Annotated in this window: 18 protein-coding genes; 4 read left to right on the top strand and 14 right to left on the bottom strand. The window is 61.6% G+C overall.

Going from position 1 to position 19,319, the window contains the following annotated elements; genetic code table 11:
• Positions 1-167: 167 nt before the first annotated feature.
• Entirely contained in the window at positions 168-1,199 is a 1,032-nt protein-coding gene (locus tag IH404_RS16070; RefSeq protein ID WP_194438425.1) for an Ldh family oxidoreductase, read from the top strand.
• Between the two features lie 33 nt (positions 1,200-1,232).
• On the opposite strand, the gene IH404_RS16065 is transcribed toward IH404_RS16070, so the two are convergent.
• On the bottom strand, positions 1,233-1,553 hold the full coding sequence (locus tag IH404_RS16065; protein ID WP_005788644.1) for a DUF883 family protein: 321 nt from the start codon (positions 1,551-1,553) through the stop codon (positions 1,233-1,235).
• A gap of 162 nt (positions 1,554-1,715) precedes the next feature.
• Between IH404_RS16065 and IH404_RS16060 the strand changes: the two genes are divergently transcribed.
• Positions 1,716-1,970, top strand: coding sequence for a hypothetical protein (locus IH404_RS16060; RefSeq protein ID WP_003190904.1), 255 nt, complete (start codon positions 1,716-1,718; stop codon positions 1,968-1,970).
• Here the strand turns inward: IH404_RS16060 and IH404_RS16055 are convergent.
• A complete protein-coding gene (locus IH404_RS16055; protein ID WP_005788640.1) occupies positions 1,942-2,862 on the bottom strand; it encodes a LysR family transcriptional regulator in 921 nt (306 codons plus the stop codon). The two genes, IH404_RS16060 and IH404_RS16055, sit on opposite strands and share 29 nt — an antisense overlap.
• Before the next feature lie 90 nt (positions 2,863-2,952).
• On the opposite strand from IH404_RS16055, the gene IH404_RS16050 reads away from it, so the two are divergent.
• Entirely contained in the window at positions 2,953-3,879 is a 927-nt protein-coding gene (locus tag IH404_RS16050; protein ID WP_194438423.1) for a carbon-nitrogen hydrolase family protein, read from the top strand.
• Between the two features lie 70 nt (positions 3,880-3,949).
• Here the strand turns inward: IH404_RS16050 and IH404_RS16045 are convergent, their stop codons facing one another.
• From IH404_RS16045 to IH404_RS15990, 12 genes are all read right to left on the bottom strand, one after another.
• Complete coding sequence (locus IH404_RS16045; RefSeq protein WP_005788636.1) at positions 3,950-4,411, bottom strand: LEA type 2 family protein; 462 nt, start codon at positions 4,409-4,411, stop codon at positions 3,950-3,952.
• Between the two features lie 12 nt (positions 4,412-4,423).
• Positions 4,424-5,854, bottom strand: a complete 1,431-nt coding sequence (locus IH404_RS16040; RefSeq protein WP_005788634.1) for a nucleobase:cation symporter-2 family protein — start codon at positions 5,852-5,854, stop codon at positions 4,424-4,426.
• 611 nt (positions 5,855-6,465) lie between these two features.
• A complete protein-coding gene (locus tag IH404_RS16035; RefSeq protein WP_005788632.1) occupies positions 6,466-7,443 on the bottom strand; it encodes a bifunctional glyoxylate/hydroxypyruvate reductase B in 978 nt (325 codons plus the stop codon).
• Positions 7,440-8,732 carry an MFS transporter gene (locus IH404_RS16030; protein ID WP_005788630.1) on the bottom strand — a complete coding sequence of 431 codons (1,293 nt, stop codon included), beginning with the start codon at positions 8,730-8,732 and terminating at the stop codon, positions 7,440-7,442. Before IH404_RS16030 ends, IH404_RS16035 begins: the two co-directional genes overlap by 4 nt.
• Before the next feature lie 45 nt (positions 8,733-8,777).
• A complete protein-coding gene (locus IH404_RS16025; protein WP_005788628.1) occupies positions 8,778-9,719 on the bottom strand; it encodes a sugar kinase in 942 nt (313 codons plus the stop codon).
• Positions 9,712-10,494, bottom strand: coding sequence for a TIM barrel protein (locus IH404_RS16020; protein ID WP_194438421.1), 783 nt, complete (start codon positions 10,492-10,494; stop codon positions 9,712-9,714). The genes IH404_RS16025 and IH404_RS16020 overlap by 8 nt, the downstream gene beginning before the upstream one ends.
• 84 nt (positions 10,495-10,578) lie before the next feature.
• Complete coding sequence (locus IH404_RS16015; protein WP_005788624.1) at positions 10,579-11,640, bottom strand: LacI family DNA-binding transcriptional regulator; 1,062 nt, start codon at positions 11,638-11,640, stop codon at positions 10,579-10,581.
• 108 nt (positions 11,641-11,748) lie between these two features.
• Positions 11,749-12,348, bottom strand: a complete 600-nt coding sequence (locus IH404_RS16010) for a LysE family translocator (protein ID WP_194438419.1) — start codon at positions 12,346-12,348, stop codon at positions 11,749-11,751.
• A 55-nt stretch (positions 12,349-12,403) separates the two neighbouring features.
• The gene (locus IH404_RS16005; RefSeq protein WP_194438417.1) at positions 12,404-13,243 is read right to left on the bottom strand and encodes an AraC family transcriptional regulator; all 840 of its coding nucleotides are present in this window, start codon (positions 13,241-13,243) and stop codon (positions 12,404-12,406) included.
• A gap of 74 nt (positions 13,244-13,317) precedes the next feature.
• Positions 13,318-13,959 (bottom strand): DUF1345 domain-containing protein, encoded by a 642-nt coding sequence (locus IH404_RS16000; protein ID WP_005788617.1) that lies wholly within the window; start codon positions 13,957-13,959, stop codon positions 13,318-13,320.
• 183 nt (positions 13,960-14,142) lie between these two features.
• On the bottom strand, positions 14,143-17,241 hold the full coding sequence (locus tag IH404_RS15995; protein WP_005788615.1) for an efflux RND transporter permease subunit: 3,099 nt from the start codon (positions 17,239-17,241) through the stop codon (positions 14,143-14,145).
• Between the two features lie 6 nt (positions 17,242-17,247).
• A complete protein-coding gene (locus tag IH404_RS15990) occupies positions 17,248-18,390 on the bottom strand; it encodes an efflux RND transporter periplasmic adaptor subunit (RefSeq protein WP_005788613.1) in 1,143 nt (380 codons plus the stop codon).
• A 226-nt stretch (positions 18,391-18,616) separates the two neighbouring features.
• Here IH404_RS15990 and IH404_RS15985 point away from each other — a divergent pair, with 226 nt between their 5' ends.
• Complete coding sequence (locus tag IH404_RS15985; RefSeq protein ID WP_005788610.1) at positions 18,617-19,318, top strand: response regulator transcription factor; 702 nt, start codon at positions 18,617-18,619, stop codon at positions 19,316-19,318.
• Position 19,319: the final 1 nt, after the last annotated feature.

Below are 19,319 nucleotides of genomic sequence, written 5' to 3'. Positions count from 1 at the left end.
CTGTCTCCAGCGTGAATAGGAAGACACAGGGTAGGCAGGCACCGATGACTGGCGGGGGTAACTATTGAGTCTCGTCGTAAGTTGACAGTGAGCGCTGCAGGTGGTGTTTAATCGACGGCCTGGATGTCCATTCGTTGCCCCTTCCAATCATAAAAATGGAGCTTCAAATGTCTGCGCAGTCTCCGACAGTTGTCACGGCCTTCATCAGCTTCACTGAGTTGGTGGGGTTGCTCCAACAGATTTTCGTCAGGCACGGCACCTCGCCAGAAGTGGCGGCGATCCTTGCGCACAATTGCGCCAGCGCTGAACGTGATGGCGCTCATAGCCACGGTATTTTTCGTATCCCGGGTTACCTCTCGACCCTGGCCAGCGGTTGGGTCAATGGCGCCGCCGTACCGATCGTGAGCGACGTTGCGTCAGGCTTCGTACGGGTCGACGCCGCCAATGGGTTCGCCCAACCCGCTCTGGCGGCCGCGCGTGCGTTACTGGTGAGCAAGGCCCGCAGCGCCGGCATTGCGTTACTGGCTATCCACAATTCCCATCACTTTGCGGCCTTGTGGCCGGACGTCGAACCTTTCGCCGAAGAAGGACTGGTTGCACTCAGTGTGGTCAACAGCATGACCTGCGTGGTGCCCCATGGCGCTGATCGCCCGTTGTTCGGCACCAACCCCATCGCGTTTGCTGCGCCGCGGGCCGATGGCGCGCCGATTGTGTTCGACCTGGCCACCAGCGCCATCGCCCATGGCGACGTGCAGATCGCCGCGCGCAAAGGCGAGCGGCTGCCACCGGGCATGGGCGTCGATAGCCTGGGCCAGCCGACCCAGGACCCGAAAGCCATTCTGGAGGGGGGCGCGCTGTTGCCATTTGGTGGGCATAAGGGGTCGGCGTTGTCGATGATGGTCGAGTTGCTGGCGGCGGCACTGACAGGCGGCAATTTTTCGTTCGAATTCAATTGGGCCGATCATCCGGGAGCGCGTACGCCCTGGACCGGCCAATTACTGATAGTCATCGATCCGCGCAAAACCGCCGGGCAAAGCTTTGCCGAGCGCAGCCAGGAACTGGTGCGGCAAATGCATGCGGCGGGGTTACGGCGATTACCGGGGGATCGGCGCCATCGCACACGGGCGAAGTCGCAGGAAGCAGGCATAGAGCTTGACACGCAGGACATTCGGCAACTGCGAGAACTGGCGGCGGGGTGAAACAGGCTGCGCCATGGGCGCAGCCCGTGCTGATCAGTGACGGCGACCCAGCAGCAGACCCACCACCAGGCCAAAGCCTGCGGAAATGGCCACGGTCTGCCATGGATGACCGCCGATGTAGGTCTCGGTGGCGTCCACGACCGGCTTGCTGCGCTCACGGACGCTGGACACCGAATCCAGGGCTTGCTTGAGTTTGATGGCAACCTGCTCGCGCAGGGTTTCACCTTCCTCGCCTACCAGGGATGCGCTGCTTTTGAGCAGTTTGTCCGATTCTTCGATCAGCGCGGTCAGTTCGCTGAAGGCTTGATCCTTGATTTGTTCTTCGACGGCTTGGGCGGCGGTTTTGCGGGCCATGTGTGACTCCTTGCAAGTGAATGTGACAGTGAACAATGGAGTATCGGGCAGCGGCAAAAGTTGCAGTTATTTTGCGAGCCGTCCATTTGCGGCACAATGGTGATCAGGCCCTTTGGGCCTACAGTGTAAGATGTCAGTCATTTGTGCAGCAGGTAATTCAACATGAGCTTCAATCTCGCCAACAAGACCCTCGCCGAACGCGCCGAGCTGGAAGACGAAAAGTCGCGCCTCTACGACCTGTGGCAAACCAACCTGGGCAAAGCCAAGGGCGAAGCCGCCCGTTTGTTCGGCGAGCGCGCCAAGCGCAAGGGCAAATGGGCCGAGTGGGTGCGCGCCGAACTTGACGGCATGTCGCCGCCGGAGTTTTCCAACATGGTGCGCAGTGAAGTCAACAAGCTGATGGCAGCGGCGAAGTAAAGCACGCCACGATCGCCTCGCGAACCTTGAGCAACAGCGGATCAAGCTGGGCCTGGGTACGCCAGCCCAACTCCACCGGGTAGTGCGGCAGCGCCAGCGGGCAGGGCAGCACACGCAAGCCGGTCATCTGCGCAATCGCTTGGGCCGCATGACCGGGGATCGTCGCCACCGCCGCGCTGCCTTTGAGCAGGTACGGCAGCGCCGCAAAGTGGCTGGTGGACGCACATACCTGGCGGCTCAAGCCCTGCGCCGCCAACCCTTCATCGGTAATACCGATAAACCCGCCTGACGACACCAGCACATGGTCGCGTGCGATGAATTCTGCAAGCTCGATACCTTGCTGGCCGGGCGCCAGGCTGCCTGGGTCCACCAGGCAGCGGTAGTCTCCTTCGCCCAGCACTTGCCGACTCAGCCTGCGCTCGGCAAACCCGCCGGCGGTAATGGCCAGGTCCAGGTTGCGGTCGAGCAGGGCAGTCGCAACGATCTGGCTGTGGGTCTGGCGAAAGATCACCCGCAGTTTCGGCAGGCGCTCTGCGATGGCGTCCATCAGCTGCCGGCCGTAGGCGATTTCGAAATCGTCTGACAGACCTAACACCACCGATCGCCCCTGATAATGCGGGTTATCCGGGTGGATCATCGCCAGGCTTTGTCGGCAGCGGTCCAATGCCTCGCTGATCACCGGTTTCAACTGATTGGCCCGCAGGGTGGGCGCCAGGCCGCGACCGGTGCGTACGAAAAGTGGGTCGCCATACAGTTCGCGTAAACGCCGCAAACCGGCGCTGATTGCCGATTGCGTAACGCCCAGGCGCAATGCAGCACGGCTGGCGCTGGACTCGTCGTGCAGGGCTTCGAAGGTTTTCAACAGGTTCAGGTCAACCTGGGCGATATTCATTTGGCTCATATCATTTAGCACTGAGGTGGGCTTTATTCATGATCGAGTCTGGCCGGAGAATGGGCAACCCTTATTACCGGAGTGAGCGCAATGCCCGTATCGATCGTCGCAGCCCTGCAAATCGGCTCCTTGCCTGGCGGCAAAGCGCAAACCCTGGCGCAGATCCTGGCCTATGAAGATGAAATACAGCGCAGTGGCGCACAGTTGGTGGTGATGCCTGAGGCGTTGCTGGGGGGGTATCCCAAGGGCGAAAGCTTCGGCACGCAATTGGGTTATCGCCTGCCCGAGGGCCGTGAAGCCTTTGCGCGCTACTTTGCCAATGCCATCGACGTGCCGGGCGTGGAGACCGAGGCGCTGGCCGGGTTATCGGCGCGTACCGGTGCGAGCCTGGTGCTCGGCGTGATCGAGCGCAGTGGCAGCACGCTGTATTGCACCGTGCTGTATTTCGAACCGTCGAGCGGTTTGGTCGCCAAGCACCGCAAACTCATGCCGACCGGCACTGAGCGGCTGATCTGGGGCAAGGGCGACGGCTCAACCTTGCCGGTGATTGACGCGGCTGTCGGGTGTATCGGCGGGGCGGTGTGCTGGGAAAACATGATGCCGCTGTTGCGCACGGCGATGTATGCCAAGGGCGTGCAGGTGTGGTGTGCGCCCACAGTGGACGAGCGCGAGATGTGGCAGGTGAGCATGCGCCATATTGCCCATGAAGGCCGTTGCTTTGTGGTCAGCGCCTGCCAGGTGCAGGCATCACCGCAGGCCTTGGGTGTGGAGGTTGCCAACTGGCCGGCGGAGCGCCCGTTGATTGCCGGCGGTAGCGTGATCGTCGGGCCCATGGGCGATATTTTGGCGGGGCCGTTGCTGGGGGAGGAGGGTTTGTTGACGGCGCAGATCAATACAGATGATCTGGTGCGAGCACGCTACGACTACGACGTAGTGGGGCATTACGCTCGGCCGGATATTTTTGAATTGGTGGTGGACGAGCGCGCCAAGTCAGGCGTGCGCTACATCACTGATTGAACCGGGTCAACCCAAGGCTTTTGTAGGCGCGAGCTTGCATTTCGCAGATTTGGATCAGATCACTCGCGCATCACCAGGTGGCGGTATTGGGCAAATCCAGAGTGCCACGCTCTACAAAGCGCATGGTGCCGAACAATCCGCCCGCCAGTTTGCCGCGCAGCACATAGGGCAGGTTATTCAGGCTTTGGGTCTGGCTCAGGCCCAGGGTTTGGCGCAACACCGAGAACGCCGAAACACTCACGGGGACCATCAGCACCGTCTCGGAAAAACGTGGGATGCTGCCGGCCTGGTCACTTACCCCGGACGCCAACGGCCGGCCATTGACTTCCAGATCCAGCGCCACGCCGTTGTAGTCGATTGCTGTTTCATTGGGGTTCTGCACCCGCAGCTTCACGGCAAAGCGCACTTCCAGATCCTGGCTTTGCAGGGGCTCGATGCCCACCACGTTGATATTCACCGGGTCGCGATTGGGGAACAGCGCGCAGGCGCTCAAGCTCAGCAACAACAACGAAAGAACCATGAGCTTGCGCATATAAAAGTGCTCCTACTGTTTCGTGACGTCCGGGTCCTGCATGACCTTGAGGGTAGAGGACTCCGGATCGAATTCATCTTCTTCCAGCTCTATGAACTCTTCGGGCAGGAAAATGTTCAGCAGGATTGCACAGAACGCGCCCACAGTGATCGGCGATTCGAAGATGTTGTGCAGCGCCTTGGGCAAGTCGCGCAGCACTTCCGGCACTGCGGCGACGCCCAGGCCCATCCCCAGGGAAATCGCCACGATCAGCACATTGCGCCGGTGCAGGCCGGCTTCGGCGAGGATCTTGATCCCGGCCACGGCTACGGTGCCGAACATGATCAGGGTCGCGCCGCCAAGTACTGGTTTGGGCATCAGTTGCAGCACCGCGCCGATCATCGGGAACAACCCCAGCAGCACCAGCAGCCCGGCGATAAAGTACGCCACGTAGCGGCTGGCCACGCCGGTCAGCTGGATCACCCCGTTGTTCTGCGCGAAGGTCACCATCGGCAGGCTGTTGAAGGTGGCGGCCATCGCCGAGTTGAGGCCGTCGGCCAGCAGGCCGGACTTGATGCGCTTGATATAGAGCGGGCCCTTGACCGGTTGTTGGGAAATCATCGAGTTGGCAGTCAGGTCACCGGCGGCTTCCAGAGGCGAAATCAGGAAGATCACCGCCACCGGGATAAATGCCACCCAGTCGAACGCGAAGCCGTACTTGAACGGCACTGGCACGCTGATCAACGGCACCTGGGGCAGGGCGGCCATGTCGACGCGGCCCAGCCACCACGCCACCACAAAGCCCAGCGTCAGGCCGATCACGATCGAACCCAGGCGCAGGAACGGGTTGTTGAAGCGGTTGAGCACCACGATGGTCAGCAGCACCAGCGCCGCCAGGCCCATATTGCTGGCGGCGCCCAGGTCGCCAGCGCCATAGCCGCCGGCCATGTCGGTGACCGCCACCTTGATCAGTGACAGGCCCATCAAGGTAATGATGGTGCCAGTTACAACCGGGGTGATCAGCTTGCGCAGTTTGCCGATGAACTGGCTCAGCACCACCTCGATAAACGCGGCGAAAAAGCAGATGCCAAAGATCGTTGAGAGGATCTCATCGGTGCCGCCGCCTCGGGCCTTGACCATAAAGCCCGCACTGAGAATCACGCTGATAAACGAAAAGCTGGTGCCTTGCAGGCACAACAGGCCCGAACCCACTGGCCCGAACGTGCGTGCCTGCACAAAGGTGCCAAGCCCCGAGACGAATAGCGCCATGCTCACCAGGTACGGCACTTCGCTTTCCAGGCCAAGTACGCCGCCGACGATCAGGGTCGGGGTAATGATGCCGACAAAGCTCGCCAGCACATGCTGCAAGGCGGCAAAAATCGCAGCGGTGAAGTGCGGGCGGTCGTCCAGGCCGTAGATCAGGTCGGATTTATAGCGCGGACGAGGGGCTTGAGCGTCAGACAAAATGAAGGCTCGGGTCGGAAAATGGAGGCGAAGAATGCCAGAAACCGTCAGTCGTCAGAAGTGTAAAAGAATATTCATGAAGTCGCTGTATAGGCCGACCACATCAAAATGTGGGAGGGGGCTTGCTCCCGTGACGGCCTGACAGCCGGCGCATATCCATCTGACGCTCCGAAATCCAAATGTGGGAGCTGGCTTGCCTGCGATGGCGGCCTGCCAGCCCACGCCAATCTACCTGACACTCAGCGATCCAACTGTGGGAGCTGGCTTGCCTGCGAAGACGGCCTAACAGTCAACACAGTTGGACCGTGTACATATCCATTCCTGCGGTAACGGCCACCTAGGGTTCCGCTCTGACAGCGGCTCACTTTTGAAAAGCCGGAATGCCGGCCCAGGCAAAAGTAAGCAAAACGCTCTTGCCCCACCACTCGGCACCTCGCTTAGGTTCGGCCAGCGTGGTTTAACGGGGCGCCTGAGATCAAGATCAAAAGCAGATCAAGATCAACAGCGGCTCGCTTCGCATCGTGGTTACCGTTGGCGCTACAGAGTTGTGTAGATACCTATGGCCATCGGGGGCAAGCCCCCTCCCACATCGGACAGTGTTGTTCCAGGGGTTATTGCTTCCAGGCCCCAGGGTTCACCAGGTTTTGCGGTCGCTCGCCCGACAACGCCTGCAGCAGATTATCCACCGCACACTTGGCCATCGCCTCGCGCGTTTCATGGGTGGCTGAGCCGATATGCGGCGTCGCCACCACGTTGTTCAAGCGCAGCAGCGGTGATGCGTGATCCAGCGGTTCTTTCTCGAATACATCCAACCCCGCCGCGCGGATAGTGCGCTGCTGCAGAGCCTCGACCAGTGCCGCTTCGTCCACTACTTTGCCCCGTGAGATATTGATGAAGATCGTCTCCGCCCCCATCAACGCGAATTCTTGCGCGCCAATCAACTTCTCGGTTTCAGCCGTCAGCGGCAACGTCAGGCAAACAAAATCCGCTTCTTTGAGCAAGTCCTGCAAGCTTCGGTACTGCGCGCCAAAGCGCGCCTCCACCGCAGGCTTTGGCGAATGGCTGTGGTAGATCACCGGCATGCCGAAGCCAAAATGCCCACGCTGGGCCAAGGCTTCGCCGATGCGGCCCATGCCGATGATACCCAACGTCTTGCCATGCACATCGCTGCCAAAATGCGCCGGGCCGATGTTCTTGTTCCACTGGCCGGCACGCACCATGTCGGCCAACTCGACCACACGCCGGGCGGTCGCCAGGATCAGCGCAAAGCCGGTGTCGGCGGTGGTTTCGGTGAGCACATCCGGGGTGTTGCTGAGCAGGATGCCGCGTTGGGTCAGGTAATCGATGTCGTAGTTGTCGACCCCGACCGAAACGCTGGCCACTGCTTCCAGCTTGGGTGCCAGGTCGAGCAACTGGGCGTCCAGGCGCAGGCTTGCACCCAACAGGCCATGGGCGCCGGGCAGCGCATCGCGCAGTTTGGCCAGGCCGGCCTCATCCAGTGCATCGATCAGCGTGACCTCGGCCTGCTCATGCAGGCGAGCCATCAGCGGCGCGGAGAGTTTCTTGTACAACACAACGGACTTTTTCATGAGGTTTTTACCTTCAACTCCAGGGTTGGCACCGGCGAGCGGTCACTGGCGCCGGGCTTGAGGAAAATCGTCAGCACCACCGACAGCAGCAACGCGCCGCTCATCAACAGGTACGAAGCGCCAGGCGAGCCGGTGCTGCTGTTGAGGTAGCCCACCAGGTAAGAGCCACCGAACGAGCCCAGCGCGCCCATGCTGTTGATCAGCGCCATGGCGCCACCGGCGACGTTGGCCGGGAGGATTTCCGGAACGATGGCGAAGAACGGGCCATAGGGGGCGTACATGCAGGCCCCGGCGATCACCAGCAAGGTATAGGACCACCAGAAGTGCTCGGCGCCGAGTACGTAAGAGGCGTAAAACGCAATCGATGCAATCAACAGCGGTGGCCACACAAAGCGCTTACGCTTTTGCAGTTTGTCCGAGCCCCAGGACACCACCAGCATCCCGATCACCGCCGCCAGGTAGGGCAGAGCCGACAGCCAGCCGGCTTCGACCATGTCCATCTGCAAGCCGGCCTTGAGGATCGACGGCAGCCACAGCACAAAGCCATACACGCCAATGCTCCAGCAGAAGAATTGCAGGGCAAGGATGATCACCTTGGGCGAACGGAACGCCTCGGCGTAGTTCTTCACGGCCTTGATTCCCACCTGCTCGGCGGCGAGGGCGGTTTCCAGGCTGTGCTTTTCGGCGTCGCTCAGCCACTTGGCATCCTTGGGGCGCTCATCGGCCAGCTTCCACCAGATAAACGCCCACAACACCGCCGGCAGGCCCTCGATGATGAACATCCAGCGCCAGCTGAAATGCTGCACCAGGTAGCCCGACACCACCGACATCCACAGCATGGTCACCGGGTTGCCGAGGATCAGGAAGGTGTTGGCCCGCGAGCGTTCGGCACGGGTGAACCAGTGGCACAGGTACACCAGCATGGCCGGCATCACCGCCGCTTCGACCACCCCGAGCATGAAGCGGATGACGATCAGCATATAGGCGTTGGACACCACGCCGGTCAGGGTCGCCAGGCCGCCCCAGAGGATCAGGCTGACGAAGATCAGTTTCTTGACGCTGCGCTTTTGCGCGTAGATCGCCCCCGGCACCTGGAAGAAAAAGTAGCCAAGGAAAAACAGTGCGCCGAGCAGCGAGGACATGCCGGGCGTGATCATCAGGTCTTCGGCCATGCCGGACGCGGCGGCGAAGCCGTAGTTGGCGCGGTCCAGGTAGGCCAGGCTGTAGGTGATAAACACGATAGGCATGATGTACCACCAGCGACGGGTGGCGAGTTTCACGGTTTCCATGGGGTTGCTCCTGAGCTTGTTGTAGTTGTGGCAACAGGTAATGGGCTATGCAACGGATCGAGTGGGTAATTCGGCGCGGGTCGGCAAACCCTCCATATCGCCACGGCTCTGCACGGCGCGGCTGCCGATCCAGTTAGCGCGCTGCACCGCCTCGGGGAAGCTTGAGTTTTCCAGCAGGGCACTGATCATGCCCACGGCAAAGCCGTCGCCGGCGCCGACGGTGTCCACGACTTTTTCCACCTTTACGGCGGCGACAAAGCCCTGGTCCATGTGGGTGCGGTAATAAGCGCCTTCGGGGCCGAGCTTGATCGCCACGGCTTCGGCGCCCTGGTCGAGGTAGAACGCAGCGATATCCGCAGGATCTTCGAAACCGGTGAGCAGGCGGCCTTCACCCAGGCCCGGCAACACCCAGTCCGCCAGAGCGGCCAGGGCATTGATTTCGCGGATCATCTGCGTCTGGCTGGCCCAGAGCGAGGGGCGCAGGTTCGGGTCGAACGACACGCTGCGCCCGGCGTTGCGCATCTGCGTCATCAGTTCGAAGGAGAGTTCACGGGTGGCATCGGACAATGCCGGTGGAATCCCGGTAGCGTGCAGATGGCGGGCTTGCAACAACGCAGGGCTGATATCGGCGATGGACAAATGGCTGGCCGCCGAGCCTTTGCGAAAGTACTCGACCTGAGGATCAGCGCCGGCCTCTTCGCGCGACTTGAGCTGAAACCCGGTGGGATGCAACGGGTCGACGGCCACATGGCGGCAATCAATGCCTTCCTTGCCCAGCGTGTCGACCACAAAGCGTCCGAGGGAATCGTCACCGACTCGGCTCAGCCATGCCACGTTGAACCCCAGGCGCGACAAGCCAATCGCGACATTGCTGTCGGCGCCGGCAATGCGTTTGTGAAACTGCGCGACCTGGGCCAGATCGCCGGTCTGCTCGGCGACAAACATCGCCATGGTTTCACCAAACGACAGGATATCGATCTCAGACATGGGCGTTCTCCACGCGGGGTTGGCCAAGGCAGGCGAGGGTGGCGACTTGTTGCGCAGTGACCTCGACCAGATCATCGCCCTGCAACGGAAATTCCACCGCCCGCGTAATACCTTGAGTCATATGCTTGAGCAGTTGTTCCCACAGATGCAGGTCGGTGGCGCCGGGTGGCAAGGCCACCAGCTTGCCGTCCGGGCGACGGGCCACGGCCTTGCAATGCAGGTAGTCCACATGCCGGCCCAGCAGGCGTGCAGCGGTCAGCGCAGATTGGTCTTGCCACTGCCAGTTGCCGATATCGAAGGTCATCTTCACCGGCAGGCCCAGGCGTTCGACCTCGGTGAAAAACCGTTGCATGGGTTCAATACGCCCACCGTGCAGGGTCTGATCGTTTTCCACCAGCAGCTTGACCGGGTGACGGTTGAGCAAGGCGTGCAGGCTTTCCAGGTCGTTTGTGTCGGTGAAGTAACCGAGCGAGACCTTCAGCCAGCCCGAGCCAAAGGCCTGGGCGCGGTCCAGGGTGGCGGCCAGCTCGGCATTGGGCTGCGCACGGCCGGCAACCCAGAGTTCCAGGGGCGAGGAAAAGACCGATTCCAGGCCCTGTTCAGCGGCGGCTTGGGCCAGTTCGGCGGGTTGTTCGCGGGTCAGCAACTCTTCCCGCCATTCGATGCGCTGGGCACCGGCGGCGTTGAGTAGCGCGACAAAACTCAATTGGCCCTGCTGGCGGACGAGGTCGGCGCCGTAGCTGGAAAGGCTGATGGAGACGGGGTATTTATGCATTGTTGTTTACCTCTGAAACCGGTTTCATTTTTATACGCAAAACAAAATGTGGGAGCGGGCTTGCTCGCGAAGGCGGTGTGTCAGTCAGCGCAAGAGTGGCTGATCTATCGCGTTCGCGAGCAAGCCCGCTCCCACAGGGGATTGTGTCGAGCCGCGGATAATCAGCTCGGGTAAAAAATCCAGGGTGCGCGTGGGGGCGGTATCGCCGCGCAGACGCTTGAGCAAACAGTCAAAAGCGCTGGCACCAATCGCTTGCGTCGGCTGGGCGAGGGCGGTGATGCCGTTACCCACCAGCGGGTACCAGTCCAGGTCATCCAGGGCAATCAGGCCCACATCGGTGAACAGCTCGCAACCCAATGCCTTGAGCGCACGTGTGCAGGCCAGCGCAGCAACACCGTTGGCGCAAAACAGCGCCTTGGGGCCGGGCTTGGCGAGAAAGGCTTGCAGACGTTTTTCCAGTTCGCCGTTCAGCTCAACCACGGCACCGGTCAACGCCGGGCGTTTGGCAATCTCGGTGGTGAAACTCTCCAGGCGCTCAAGGCGCGAGCTGGTGCCATCGGTGGCTTCGCTCACCAGCAGCACGTCGCGATAACCCTGTTGCTCAAGATGCTCTAGCGCAATACGTACCGCTGCCGGGTTGTCCAGCCCGACCAGGTCGCTGTGCAACGGCTCGACCTTGCGGTCCACCAGCACCAGCGGCATTTCCCGTTGCAGTTCCAGCAGTTGGTCGAGGTGGTGGCCGAGGGTGTTCACGATCAACCCTTCGATGTTGTACGAGCGCAGCGCTGCCAGGTGTTGGCGCTCCTGTTCGTCATCGCGGTCGGTGTTGCACACCACCAGGCTGTAGCCGTGCTGGCGGCAGGCGGTTTCGACGCCGTGCATCACGGCAATGGAATAGGGGTTGCGGATATCGGCCACTAGCATACCGATCAGGCGCGTGCGCCCACGCTTGAGGCCGCGGGCCATCTGGTTGGGGCGATAGCCGAGTTCGTCGATAGCCTGTTCGATACGCAGGGCGATGGCATCGGAGAGCAAGGCGCGGTCATCGCCGATGAAGCGCGACACGCTGGCCTTGGACACGCCAGCGCGCTCGGCGACATCGAGCATGGTCACGCGGCTGCGCTGGGCGGCGGAAAAGTTGTTCACGGCCATTGACCTTCTGTTCTTATTGGAATGACTGAAACCGGTTTCAGGAAACCATTAAAGTAGGAAAGTCGTCAAGAAATTGTAGGACGTGACCGGATGACCGGGTATTCAGCGAAACACGCTCACCCAGGTTGCAGCTAGCAGCACCAGCGCCATCGCGCGATTGAACCATTGCATGGCGTGGGCCGACCGCACTATCCGGGCTGAACCCGAGCCCAGCAGTGCCCACAGACCCAGGCAGGGAAGTGAAATCAGAAAAAACACCAATGACAGGTACATCACCTGGCTCTCGCGTTGCGCGCCAGTACCCGCAAATACGCTCACCACTGCCAGCGCCATCATCCAGGTCTTGGGGTTGACCAATTGCAGCGCTGCGGCACCGGACAGGCCCAAGGGTTTTTGCCTGGCATCGGCCTGGATGGCTTGAGCCGGGGCGCTGAAGATTCGCCAGGCCAGGACACTCAGCCAGGCTACGCCGACCCATTGCATCGCGGTTTGCACCTTGGGCATTTGCACCAGCGACTGACCGATCCCGCTGCCCACCAGCAGCACGATCCCCGCAGCTCCCGCGCAGGCACCGAAAATGATCGGCAGCGCAGCCTTGAAACCGTAACGGGCGCTGTTGCTCAGCACCAGGATATTGGTGGGGCCGGGGGTAATGGAGGCGACGCATGCAAACAGCATGAAAGGGAGCAACGTGGACTGCATGGCGGGGAGACTCCGGTATACCAATCGATGGAGTCGAGCTTCACAAACCTACGCGCTACCTGTCTGGAAGATTTGAGCAACGCTTGCGATAGGCCGCCGGGGTCAGGCCGTAGGCGCGCATAAACCAGCGGCCCAGGTGGCTCTGGTCGGCAAAGCCCAGCAGCGTGGCCACTTGCGCTGGCGGCTCGCCTTTAGCCAACAAGTGCCGGGCACGCGCCAGGCGCAGTTGCACCAGATAAGCATGGGGTGCCAAGCCGAAGGCGCTCTTGAACGCACGGGTCAGGCGGAAACGGTCGACGTTGCAGGCCCGCGCCAGTTCATCCATACCCACGTCGTGATGCAGATGTGCATGCAGATATTCCCGGGCCTTGTGGGCCACCTGTGGCAGACGCGGGTCTGGGTGATAACGGGTGCGCCAGTAAAGTTGGCCGGTGATGAGCTCCAACAACTGGTCCATCGCACGCTGGCGCACGATGCGCAATTCGCTGCTATGCAGCGACTGGAACGCTTGGCTGGTGGCCAACGCCAGGCGTGGGTCGCAGATCAAGGTATTGGCAAAGCTCAACTGGCTGTTGGCAGGCGCCTCTTCAAACACCGCACTCACTTCCCGCGCCAGCCATTGCGGGTCGAGGTAGAGCATGTGATAGGTGAAGCCATCTACCGTTGGTGCGTCGCCGTCATGCAACTCGTCGGGCTCCAGCAGGAACACCTGGCCGGGTACGCTGTTATGGCGGGTGCGGCGGCAATTGAACTGCTGCACGCCTTGTTCGGTGACGCCGATCAGGTAGCTATCGTGCCAATGGGGGTCGTAGGCGTGGCCTTCAAAATGCGCGCGCAACGTCTCGATGCCGGTGTCGGCGTCCTGGGAAAGGTCGATCCAATTGTGCGCGGTCATAAACCACCGAGATGGAAAAGTTAAGTGTATTCATGCTCGGCGGTTGTGTGAGCGTCTAGAAGGTTTGTGCAGCCCTAGCCGAATAGGCCGGCGGCGATGTTGATCGAAAAGCCCAGGATGGCGGTATTGAATAGAAATCCGATCAACGATTGCCCCAACACCACTTTACGCAGGCCACGGGTGGCGACGCCCACATCCGAGGTTTGTACGGCCACGCCAATGGTGAAGGAGAAATACAGGAAGTCCCAATAATTGGGCGTGAGCAAGCCTTCGGCAAAACGCAAGGCCGGTTCCTTGCCTGGCCAAGTGTAATAAAGCCTGGCGTAGTGCACGCTGAAAATCACCCCGATCAGCAGCCATGAGCCGATCACCGTCAGCCCGGTAAAGCCGTAGTGCAGCAGGCGCTCGGAGGTGGCCAGGTCTTTGCTGCCGACCAGTTCGAAGGTAATGGTCGCCAGGCTGGCGATGGCGGCGATGCACACCATGAACAGCACCAAGCCGGCGTTCTCGTCTTCGATTTCGGCGATGCGTTTGACGTCTTCGGCCTTGGCGCGAATGGTCAGCCACAGCATCAGTATCAGGTAGGTCCAGACTCCGGCGTTCCAGCCGATCAGGATTTTGCTGGCGAGGGTGTCGGCCGGTACCAGAATGCCCACGGCAAGGCCCAGTACGGCTGCGGACGAGAGGCGAGGGTGGGTGCGGGCGAGGAAGGGCATGGCGGCTCACAGATAAGTATGTGTGAGCACCATAGCTCATTCGGGTGTACCTGATCATGAATGCAATCAATAACCCTGTGGGAGCTGGCTTGCCTGCGATAGCGTTGGTTCAGGCAACACTTATGTCGCCTGTGCCGCCGTCATCGCAGGCAAGCCAGCTCCCACATTTGGGAGCGGCGTTGATCAGTTTGGTTTATGGCGCTTGCGCACCAGCTTCATCACCACCACGAAGAACACCGGCACAAACACCACCGCCAATGTCGCCGTGATCATCCCGCCAATCACACCGGTACCAATCGCCTGCTGGCTGGCCGAACTGGCCCCGGTGGCAATTGCCAGCGGCACCACGCCGAGGATAAACGCCAGGGACGTCATGATGATCGGCCGCAATCGCAACCGCGCCGCCTTCAAGGTGGCGTCGATCAAGTCCTCGCCCTGGTCATATAGGTCCTTGGCAAACTCGATGATCAGGATCGCGTTCTTCGCCGACAGGCCGATGATGGTGATCAAGCCGACCTTGAAGAACACGTCGTTGGGCATCCCGCGAAGCGACACGGCCAACACCGCGCCCAGTACCCCCAGTGGCACCACCAGCAATACCGAGGTTGGGATCGACCAGCTCTCGTACAGCGCCGCCAGGCACAGGAACACGATCAGCAATGACAGGCCCAACAGCAGCGGTGCCTGGGAGCCGGACAAGCGCTCCTGCAAGGACAACCCGGTCCATTCCTGGCCCAGGCCGGCGGGCAACTGGCTGACCAGGCGCTGGATTTCTTCCATGGCCTCGCCGGTGCTGTGCCCCGGCGCCGCTTCACCGCTGATGGCGATGGCCGGGTAGCCGTTATAGCGGGTCAACTGCGTCGGGCCTTGGGTCCACTTGGCTTCGACAAACGCCGACAGCGGCACCATCTTGCCGGCGTTGTTGCGCACGTTGATCTTCATCAGGTCGGCCACCTGGCTGCGCTGGTCGCCTTCGGCCTGCACCACCACGCGCTGCATACGGCCCTGGTTGGGAAAGTCATTGACGTAAGCCGAGCCGATCGCGGAAGACAGCACATTGCCCACATCGGCGAACGACACGCCCAAGGCATTGGCTTGCTTGCGGTCGACTTCCAGCTGCACTTGCGGGGCTTCGGCCAGGGCGCTTTCGCGCACGTTGGCCAGGATCGGGCTTTTCGCCGCCGCGTCCAGCAACTCGGTACGTGCAGCCATCAACCCAGCGTGGCCAACGCCGCCACGGTCCTGCAGGCGGAACTCGAAACCACTGGAGGTGCCGAGGCCGTCCACCGGCGGAGGCAGGATCGCGTAGGCAATCGCATCCTTGAGGTCGCCAAAGGCCATGTTGGCGCGGTCGGCAATCGACGCCGCCGAGTCATCGCTGCCGCGTTCCGACCAGTCTTTGAGCGTGGTAAACGCCAGCGCCGCGTTCTGCCCGGAACCGGAGAAACTGAAGCCCATGATCATGGTGGTATCACCCACCCCAGGCTCCCCGGCATTGTGTGCCTCGATCTGTTCGGCCACCTGCACCGTACGGTTCTTGCTGGCGCCGGGTGGCAACTGGATATCGGTGATGGTGTAACCCTGGTCCTCCACCGGCAGGAACGAGGAGGGCAGGCGGCTGAACAACAGCCCCATGCCGACCAGCAATACCAGGTAGATCAGCAGGTAGCGGCCGCTGCGCTTGAGGGCATAGGCCACCCAGCCTTCATAGCGATTGGTGAGTTGGTCAAAGCGCTTGTTGAACCAGCCGAAGAAACCACCCTTGGCATGGTGCTCGCCCTTGGCAATCGGCTTGAGCAAGGTGGCGCACAGGGCCGGCGTCAAGGTCAGGGCCAGGAACGCCGAGAACAGGATCGAGGTGGCCATCGACAGCGAGAACTGCTGGTAGATCACGCCCACCGAGCCCGGCATGAATGCCATCGGCAAGAACACCGCCACCAGCACCAGGGTAATACCGATGATGGCGCCGGTGATCTGGCCCATGGCTTTCTTGGTCGCGTCCTTGGGCGACAGGCCCTCGGTGGCCATGATGCGCTCGACGTTTTCCACCACCACGATGGCATCGTCCACCAGGATGCCGATGGCCAGCACCATGCCGAACATGGTCAGCACGTTGATCGAGAAGCCCAGTAGCAACATGGTGGCAAAGGTGCCCATCAGCGCAATCGGCACCACCAGCGTGGGGATCAGGGTGTAGCGCACGTTCTGCAGGAACAGGAACATCACCGCAAACACCAGCGCCATGGCCTCAAGCAAGGTGTAGACCACCTTGGTGATCGAGACCTTGACGAATGGCGAGGTGTCGTACGGAATCTTGTATTCCACATTGGCCGGGAAGTAGCGCGACAGTTCATCCATCTTCGCCCGCACCAAGGTTGCGGTACTCAGCGCGTTGGCGCCCGGCGACAGCTGCACGCTGACGGCGGTGGAGGGCTTGCCGTTCAGACGCGTGGAGAACTGGTATTCCTGGCTGCCGACTTCCACGCGCGCCACATCGCCGATGCGCACGGTGGAGCCGTCGGGGTTGGCCTTGAGCACGATGTCGGCAAACTCCGCCGGGGTCGACAATTGCCCCTTGACCAGGATCGCCGCGGTGATTTCCTGGGTGTTGGTGCCCGGCAAGTCACCAATGCTGCCTGCCGAGACCTGGGCGTTCTGCGCACTGATTGCAGCGTTGACGTCCGCTGGCGTGAGGTTGAAACCGATCAGCTTCTGCGGGTCGATCCAGATACGCATCGCCCGCTCGGCGCCATACAACTGGGCCTTGCCGACGCCGTCCAGGCGCTTGAGTTCGTTCATCACGTTGCGCGCCAGGTAGTCGCTGAGCGCAACGTCGTCGAGTTTGCCGTCGTTGGAGGTCAGGGTCACCAGCAGCAGGAAGCCGGCGGAGACTTTTTCCACCTGTAAGCCTTGCTGGGTAACCGCTTGCGGCAGGCGCGGCTCGACCACCTTGAGGCGGTTCTGCACATCCACCTGGGCCATTTCCGGGTCGGTGCCCGGCTGGAAGGTCGCGGTGATCGTCGCCGAACCCAGGCTGCTCTGGGATTCGAAATACAGCAGGTGATCAGCGCCGTTGAGCTCCTGCTCGATCAGGCTGACCACGCTTTCGTCCAGGGTCTGGGCCGAGGCACCCGGGTACACCGCGTAGATTTCCACCTTCGGTGGCGCGACGTTGGGGTACTGGGCCACCGGCAACTGCGGGATGGCCAGGAAACCGGCCAGCAGGATAAACAGGGCCACCACCCAGGCGAAAATCGGGCGGTCAATAAAGAACTGCGGCATGACGGGTTATTCCTTTACGAGCGGGCTGTCGTCCACTTCAACTTTTTCGCCGGGGCGTGCATGTTGCAGGCCCTCGACGATAATGCGATCGCCTGGCTTGAGGCCGCTGCTGACGATCCAGCGATCTTCGATCACCGCGCCCAATTCCACCGGCTGCTGGCTGACGGTCTGCTCGGCGTCCAGCAGCAGCACCATCGGGATGCCGGCGCTGTCACGGGTGATGGCGCGTTGCGGCACGCTGATGCCTTGCTTGTCGACCGCCTGCTCCAGGCGTACCCGTACAAAGCTGCCGGGCAACAGGTCGAGGTCCGGGTTGGGGAACTCGCTGCGCAAAATGATTTGCCCGGTGCCTGGGTCGACGCTGATCTCGGCGAACAGCAGTTTGCCCGGCAACGGGTACAGGCTGCCGTCGTCCTGGATCAGGGTGGCCTTGGCCTGGTCCTGGCCGACCTGTTTCAGGCTGCCGGCACGAAAGGCGCGGCGCAGGTCATTGAGCTCACGGGTGGACTGGGTGAGGTCGGCGTGGATCGGGTCCAGTTGCTGGATGATCGCCAGCGGCGTGGCTTCGTTCTGGCCGACCAGCGCGCCTTCGGTCACCAGGGCACGGCCGATGCGCCCGGAAATCGGCGCGGTCACGGTGGCATAGCCCAGGTTCAGCCTGGCGCGCTCGACGGCAGCCTTTTGCGCAGCAACCTCTGCGTTGGTCTGGCGCAGGGCGGCGCGGGCGTTGTCGTATTCCTGGCCGCTGATGGCGTTGCCTTCAACCAACTGGCTGTAGCGCTGCTCTTGCAGGCGGGCCTGGAACGCATTGGCTTCGGCCTTGCTCAGGTTGGCCTGGGCGCTGTCCAGGTCGGCCTTGAAGGGCGCCGGGTCGATGCGCAACAGCACGTCGCCCTGTTTCACATCGTGACCTTCCTTGAACACACGCTGCATGACCACACCGGCCACTCGGGCACGCACTTCGGCAATGCGCGGCGCGGCGATACGCCCGCTCAGTTCGCTGGTAATGGACAGGGGCTTGGCCTGCAGGGTTTCGATGCGCACTTTGGCCAGGGGCATTTCCGGCGCCTCGTCTGCAGACTGACCACACGCGCTCAGCGCCAGTGTGAGGGCCAACAGGCAAAACGGCGCAAATAGATTCTTCGACATGCTCTTATCCCAATATTGACTGGCGCATCCTAGAGTCACCTGCGCCGTGGTGCTGTGAAGCTGTGTAGGTCGTGTGTGAAGAAGTGTAAGGTACGGCCCATAGTCGGCTGGGGGCGTATATCCTTGCACAATCCTGCAATTATTGAAGATTCAATGTGGGAGGGGCCTGCCCCCTCCCACATGGGATTTGTGTACGACTTATCAGTGTATTTTCTGGAAACACCCTATGCCCAACATCCTTCTGGTCGAAGACGACGCCGCACTTTCCGAGCTGATTGCCAGCTACCTGGAACGCAATGGCTATCACGTCAGCGTGCTCAGCCGTGGCGACCACGTCCGCGAACGTGCGCGTCTGAACCCACCGGACCTGGTGATCCTCGACCTGATGTTGCCGGGCCTGGACGGCCTGCAAGTCTGCCGCCTGCTGCGCGCCGACTCGGCGGGCCTGCCGATCCTGATGCTGACCGCCCGCGACGACAGCCACGACCAGGTGCTGGGCCTGGAAATGGGGGCCGACGATTATGTGACCAAACCCTGCGAGCCGCGCGTGCTGCTGGCCCGGGTGCGCACGCTGTTGCGCCGTAGCAGCCTCTCCGAGCCTCAGGTGGCCAACGACCGGATCATCATGGGCAACCTGTGCATCGACCTGTCGGAACGCACCGTCACCTGGCGAGAGCAGGCGGTGGAGCTGTCCAGCGGTGAATACAACCTGCTGGTGGTACTGGCGCGCCACGCCGGTGAAGTGCTCAGCCGCGACCAGATCCTGCAACGCCTGCGGGGCATCGAGTTCAACGGTACCGATCGCTCGGTGGACGTGGCCATTTCCAAGTTGCGGCGCAAGTTCGACGACCACGCCGGCGAGGCGCGCAAGATCAAGACCGTGTGGGGCAAGGGCTATCTGTTCAGCCGCTCCGAGTGGGAATGCTGAA

It is taken from the genome of Pseudomonas sp. OST1909 (genome assembly GCF_015277575.1).
GTDB lineage: Bacteria > Pseudomonadota > Gammaproteobacteria > Pseudomonadales > Pseudomonadaceae > Aquipseudomonas > Aquipseudomonas synxantha_A.
The sequence above is the reverse complement of the archived record's forward strand: the minus strand, read 5'-3'. Positions and strand labels throughout refer to the sequence as shown.

What these genes read in the sequence shown, in the direction of transcription:
- IH404_RS16070 (WP_194438425.1), top strand. Translation starts at nt 168, where the DNA reads ATGTCTGCGCAGTCTCCGACAGTTGTCACGGCCTTCATCAGCTTCACT.
- IH404_RS16065 (WP_005788644.1), bottom strand. Translation starts at nt 1,553, where the DNA reads ATGGCCCGCAAAACCGCCGCCCAAGCCGTCGAAGAACAAATCAAGGAT.
- IH404_RS16060 (WP_003190904.1), top strand. Translation starts at nt 1,716, where the DNA reads ATGAGCTTCAATCTCGCCAACAAGACCCTCGCCGAACGCGCCGAGCTG.
- IH404_RS16055 (WP_005788640.1), bottom strand. Translation starts at nt 2,862, where the DNA reads ATGAATATCGCCCAGGTTGACCTGAACCTGTTGAAAACCTTCGAAGCC.
- IH404_RS16050 (WP_194438423.1), top strand. Translation starts at nt 2,953, where the DNA reads ATGCCCGTATCGATCGTCGCAGCCCTGCAAATCGGCTCCTTGCCTGGC.
- IH404_RS16045 (WP_005788636.1), bottom strand. Translation starts at nt 4,411, where the DNA reads ATGCGCAAGCTCATGGTTCTTTCGTTGTTGTTGCTGAGCTTGAGCGCC.
- IH404_RS16035 (WP_005788632.1), bottom strand. Translation starts at nt 7,443, where the DNA reads ATGAAAAAGTCCGTTGTGTTGTACAAGAAACTCTCCGCGCCGCTGATG.
- IH404_RS16030 (WP_005788630.1), bottom strand. Translation starts at nt 8,732, where the DNA reads ATGGAAACCGTGAAACTCGCCACCCGTCGCTGGTGGTACATCATGCCT.
- IH404_RS16025 (WP_005788628.1), bottom strand. Translation starts at nt 9,719, where the DNA reads ATGTCTGAGATCGATATCCTGTCGTTTGGTGAAACCATGGCGATGTTT.
- IH404_RS16020 (WP_194438421.1), bottom strand. Translation starts at nt 10,494, where the DNA reads ATGCATAAATACCCCGTCTCCATCAGCCTTTCCAGCTACGGCGCCGAC.
- IH404_RS16010 (WP_194438419.1), bottom strand. Translation starts at nt 12,348, where the DNA reads ATGCAGTCCACGTTGCTCCCTTTCATGCTGTTTGCATGCGTCGCCTCC.
- IH404_RS16005 (WP_194438417.1), bottom strand. Translation starts at nt 13,243, where the DNA reads ATGACCGCGCACAATTGGATCGACCTTTCCCAGGACGCCGACACCGGC.
- IH404_RS16000 (WP_005788617.1), bottom strand. Translation starts at nt 13,959, where the DNA reads ATGCCCTTCCTCGCCCGCACCCACCCTCGCCTCTCGTCCGCAGCCGTA.
- IH404_RS15995 (WP_005788615.1), bottom strand. Translation starts at nt 17,241, where the DNA reads ATGCCGCAGTTCTTTATTGACCGCCCGATTTTCGCCTGGGTGGTGGCC.
- IH404_RS15990 (WP_005788613.1), bottom strand. Translation starts at nt 18,390, where the DNA reads ATGTCGAAGAATCTATTTGCGCCGTTTTGCCTGTTGGCCCTCACACTG.
- IH404_RS15985 (WP_005788610.1), top strand. Translation starts at nt 18,617, where the DNA reads ATGCCCAACATCCTTCTGGTCGAAGACGACGCCGCACTTTCCGAGCTG.